Annotated in this window: 4 protein-coding genes; all 4 read left to right on the top strand. The window is 29.6% G+C overall.

All coding sequences use genetic code 11. From position 1 onward, the window contains the following. Positions 1-607: 607 nt before the first annotated feature. The 4 genes from N4270_RS16880 (at position 608) to N4270_RS16865 (ending at position 5,311) form a co-directional block, all read left to right on the top strand. The gene (locus tag N4270_RS16880; RefSeq protein ID WP_260098532.1) at positions 608-2,725 is read left to right on the top strand and encodes a DEAD/DEAH box helicase; all 2,118 of its coding nucleotides are present in this window, start codon (positions 608-610) and stop codon (positions 2,723-2,725) included. Next, on the top strand, positions 2,725-3,372 hold the full coding sequence (locus tag N4270_RS16875) for a DUF2290 domain-containing protein (protein ID WP_260098531.1): 648 nt from the start codon (positions 2,725-2,727) through the stop codon (positions 3,370-3,372). The genes N4270_RS16880 and N4270_RS16875 overlap by 1 nt, the downstream gene beginning before the upstream one ends. A 175-nt stretch (positions 3,373-3,547) precedes the next feature. Then, a complete protein-coding gene (locus tag N4270_RS16870; RefSeq protein WP_260098530.1) occupies positions 3,548-4,231 on the top strand; it encodes a hypothetical protein in 684 nt (227 codons plus the stop codon). A gap of 174 nt (positions 4,232-4,405) precedes the next feature. Next, positions 4,406-5,311: a carboxypeptidase-like regulatory domain-containing protein gene (locus tag N4270_RS16865; RefSeq protein ID WP_260098529.1), complete on the top strand. Its 906-nt coding sequence runs from the start codon at positions 4,406-4,408 to the stop codon at positions 5,309-5,311. The last annotated feature ends 277 nt before the right edge of the window (positions 5,312-5,588 follow it).

Genomic DNA, 5,588 nt, shown 5'->3' with positions numbered 1-5,588 from the left:
AACAACGTGTAAAGTTCATTGCTACTTTTTTTGTACTTGGAATATTTTAGACAAAAACATCAGTGGTTTTGGTTTCTTTTATTAATTTTAAGCAAACCAACGCAACGAAACCTTACACATACACGTTATATACAATGCCTCCGAATTACTCATACGGAGAGATTATTCAATCTTAATTTTAGTAATTCACACTCAATCTCAAAGGGTTTTCACTCGACTCTGAAACTCACTCAGATATATAAATTAGAGGTTCAATTCAAAAGGAAATCGTCTGATTCAAAAAACAATTGATTAGCAAACGTGATCACTCAAACCTCTTTATGTGATTACTCTTCTCGCGTTATGTGATTACTCTTAATTCAGAGACGCAAGCTGGACGTGTTTACTCTTAGGTGTCGGCACAGTAAATAACAACGTGTAAAGTTCATTGCTTCTTTTTTTGTGCTTGGAATATTTTAGACAAAAACATCAATGGTTCTGGTTTCTTTTATTAATTTTAAGCAAACCAACGCAACGAAACCTTACACATACACGTTGTATGTAATACCAAAATCATTCTCAAATAAATTAATAATGCTATTTTTGTTTTAAAGAAAGATAATCATTCATGAAAGAATTGAACATAGTAAGAGGTGATTTAAAAAACAAACCAGAATCATCAAAACAATTAATAACTTTTTTTGAGTCTATTAAAACTAAACTCGAAGGGACTTTATACATTGGCTACCCTATAATTGGCACCTCTCAAGGTGGTTTTCAAATTGATGCATTACTACTTACTAAAGAAACAGGTCTAGTTATAATTAATGTTGAAGAAGGAGCAGATAATACAATCAATTATATAGATATTCAGGATGAAAATTATACAAAGTTAGCCTCTAAGTTACTTCAACATAAAAATTTAACTAAAAAAAGAAAGCTTGCTGTTGAAATTAATACAATGACTTATTGTCCTGCTTGGAGTAAAGTAATTGATGAAAATGATGATTACCCATGCATTATCAATAATGACTCGCTTTCAAAATATATTAATTCTCTTAAATCTAATGACGAAGAATATTTTGAGCAAACATTATCTGTTTTACAATCTATAACTTCTATAAGAAAGAATAAGTCAAGGGATTATATTAAATCTGATACATCTAGAGGTGCAAAATTAAAGAAACTGGAAGATTCTATTGCAAATCTTGATCGTCAACAAAGTTCTGCTGTGATTGAAACAGTTGAAGGAGTTCAAAGGATTCGTGGTTTAGCAGGATCTGGAAAAACCATAATTTTAGCGTTAAAAGTAGCATATTTACATGCTAAGAATCCCGATTGGAAAATTGCAGTTACCTTTAATACTCGATCATTAAAAGATCAATTTAGAAAGTATATAACTTTATTTAGTTATGAACACATAAATGAAGAACCTAACTGGGATAAAATAGATATTATACACGCTTGGGGAACACCTTCCTCTGAAGGAGTATACTTTAATATATGTATAGATTATAATATAGAGTATTATGATTTTAAAGCTGCTAAAAGTTTAACAAGAGTATATGGCAAAGAATTCGATAAAGTTTGTGAAAAAGCTTTGAATGAAATTTCAGAATTTAGAAAAAAATATGACCTTATTGTTATTGATGAAGCACAGGATTTTTCTAAAGATTTTTTGAAAATCTGTTATAATATTTTAGGAGATACCAAAAGATTAGTTTATGCATATGATGAATTGCAAAGTTTAAATACCAAAGCCATGGCTTCCCCAGAAAAAATATTTGGGAATGATGAAAATGGAGAACCTCTAGTGACCTTGGTAAATGATAACAATCAACCTAAACAAGATATAATACTGTATAAGTGTTATAGGAATTCTTCTGAAATATTGAGTACTGCACATGCACTTGGATTCGGAATTTATAGAGATAATTTAGTGCAAATGTTTGATAATTCTTCTTTATGGAATGATATCGGCTATAAACTAATAGATGGAAAATTAGACGAAGGAGAGAAAGTAACCTTAAAAAGAACAAATGAAACTAGTCCTGCATTCCTATCTGAACATTCCGATATTGATGATTTATTAAAGTTTGAAGTGTTTAAGAATAATAATGAACAGATAGATTATATTGTTTCTCAAATCTTAAAAAATATTAATGAAGATGAGTTAAGATTGGATGACATAATGGTTATTAATCCAAATCCATTAACTACTAAAACATTAGTAGGAGCATTCAGAAAAAAATTGTATGATAATGGAGTAAACTCTAGTTTAGCTGGTGTTACAGACTCGCCTGATATTTTTTACAATCAGGATACAATTACTTTTACAGGTATTTATAGAGCAAAAGGTAATGAAGCAGCTATGGTATACATCATTAATTCTCAATTTTGTTTTAGTGGAGTTGAGCTTGCTAAAAAAAGAAATATACTTTTTACGGCAATGACTAGAAGCAAAGCATGGGTTAGAGTTTGTGGTTATGGTCCTGATATGGTAGGATTAAAAAAAGAATATAAAAAAGTTAAGAAAAATGATTTTAGCTTGACTTTTAAATATCCTACTGCTGAAGAAAGGGAGCATATGAATATTGTAAACAGAGATATGTCAGCTCAAGAAAAGAATAGAGTTGAAAAAAACCAACAAAACTTAGGAGATTTATTTAATGACTTAAAAGAAGGTAAAATTCTAAAAGAAGACTTACCAAAAGATCTTATAGACCAGTTAAGGAACTTACTATAATGACAAAAAATGAAATTTTAGATCAAATCAATGTAATAACTTCTAGCTTAATTGAGGTTAACCTATCTGAAGAGCAAAATTTTCCTTCAGAAAAAAATGGTTCTATTTATATATCTGGTAATCATGATATCTCAATATCATTGAAAAATATACCATATTCAGATATTTATTCAATTCTTCGTGAAGAAAAAAATTACAATGTTAAATTGGTCGATGGAGCATTAATACAAATATTGTACTCATTTGATAATGAAGATAGCTTAAAAAAATATCGCTTAGCCTTTTTTCCTTCACCTGATTTAGATGAATTCCAAAACAATAGTGAAATATATGAGTTAGATGAAATTTACGCAGATATAATCCAGAAAAACATTATTACAACACCAATAAGATTTGATTTTGATCCTGGAAATCATAAAATAATTGACCATCCATGCTCACATCTCACAATCGGACAATACAAAAACTGTAGAATTCCATTATATAAACCAATTACACCATTTATTTTTATTGATTTTATTTTAAGAAATTTTTATAACACCGCAAAAAATAAATTCTCAGAGGTGCTGAAATTTAATAATACAAATACGTTTGATTATTGTATTCATGAGTTAGAGAAAAAAATACTACATCTCTCGATTGTCTAATATTTATTTTAAAAAGTACTACATACAACAACGTGTATAGTTCATTCCGGATTGTTGGCTAAGACGACGATCTTTGTGTACTTTTTACTATATTGTTACTGCGGAAAAATTATCGCGTACTTGACCGCAACAAACCATACACGTACACGTTGCCACCAATACGAAAAACACGATAATGAGAATAATATTTTCTATAATTTTAATACTTTTTACATCTGGAAAAACAGTTAATATTGACCTTGGAGCACCTGAAATTCAAGCTGTGTGCAAAGTCACATTAAACGACGGAAAAATAATAGAAGGATTTATCACGTTTGGAGCTGGAGGATATGAATATAAATATCGAACTCACGGGTTTTGCTTCGAACACGATAACGGAACAAAACAATTAATTCTTTATGACTTTAAATTCAACCTTTCAAATCTTGACAGTTATGCATCTCATCGAAATGAAACTTCAAAATTATGTTATGTTGAGAATATAAGCGCTAGGCATCTTCAACAACCGAAAACTGAATTTGATGAAGAAAAAAACACATTGACAATTACCAAAACAGAAGTTGCAAAATATAGACTTTTGGAACAAATGCCTATTTACACAAAACTTCCATTAGATTTGTTTGTTGCATATAGCTCAGATGAGCAAAACGGAAAAACAACTATTGAGGTTAATCAGATAAAGTCTATTGAATTGTTAAAAAAGCCGAGTAAAGAATTACTTGACATTATTGAAAACGCTCGAAAGAAACAAATTGAAAACCACAAAGAAGATGAATGGGTTGATTATCAACCACCTGTTTGGTATCACGAAATAATTACGAATCAAGAAAGAATAGATTATTTATCGAAATTCTTTTAAAACGAAAAAGTACTGGTGGCAACAACGTGTATAATTAATTGCTGCGCAAGTTGGCTAAGACGACGGTTCTTCCCTACTTTTTAGTATATTGCTTAACAAAGAATAACTGCGTACTTGTACGCAACTAACCATACACATACACGTTGGCGGTAATTTAAAAACACAAGAACAGAAATGATTTTCAGTAAAATAATTAAACATCTTTTAATTTTTTCTTTGATTTTCTATTCATTCAAGGCTGAATCTCAAAATGTAATTGTTGTAGATTCAATTACAAAATTACCTTTATCGTTTGTTGCTATTGAATTTAATGATACAGGATTCTATTCTTCAATTGATGGTAAATTTGATTTGAAATCGGCAGTGTCTGACTCAATAAAAATTAAATTATTAGGATATAAAACCCAAAGTTTAATAACCGTAAATGTTAAAGACACAATATTTTTACAACCTCAGTCCTATAAACTCGACGAAATTGTATTGACAGGAAACCCGACTGAAACTAAAAGCATTAAATTATTGAAAGGGGCAAAATCCTTTGGGTCTTGGCCTTTACAACCAAAATCCGAAATAATTACTTCTATTTATCCTTATTATAAAACTAAAAATTATTATGTCAATAAGATTTCAATTCGATTTTCAAAAGTGATAGAAAAAAAAGAATTAAAAAACGCTAATGTTAAAGCCTACGTCAGAATTCATATTTACGATTCTGATAAAAATATGTTATCGGAACCTTTATACAGCAGTGAACCTATTGATGTTAATTCCTTTAGTAAAGATATCGCTATTTTTGATGTTTCAGAAAAAGTACTATTATTAAAAGAAAGTGGCATCTTTATAGGTCTTGAATTAATAGGCTATTATTTAGATTCTAAGGAGCAAGAAATCGTGAATTCTGTCATTCGACCTCAGTTAACATCCAAAAAAAATGATTACTTTAAATCAAACTCTTACTTACGATTCGTATTCCAAAACAATGAGAAGTTTATATCATTGAATGAAATAATTAAAAAAGGAAATCCATATGGAAGAGAAATATCGAGAAATTTAAATATTGGATTGGAACTATCAAAATAAAAACTACCGCCAACACCGTGTATAATTAATTGCTGCGCTAGTTGGTTAAGACGACGGTTCTTCCCTATTTTTTATTATATTGCTTAGCAAAGAATTACAGCGTACTTGTACGCAACTAACCATACACATACACGTTATATACAATGCCTCCGAACGTACTTTCCTGAAATAGGTTGACTAAAAATTAAACCTTTTAGCAACATACCTAATGAAAGACAAAAAACAACACTGCCGAAAAAATTCCTACAAAAAAGTAGGTTTCGATTTAAAACTTTTA

It is taken from the genome of Psychroserpens sp. SPM9 (genome assembly GCF_025153525.1).
Classification (GTDB): Bacteria; Bacteroidota; Bacteroidia; order Flavobacteriales; family Flavobacteriaceae; genus Psychroserpens.
The sequence above is the reverse complement of the archived record's forward strand: the minus strand, read 5'-3'. Positions and strand labels throughout refer to the sequence as shown.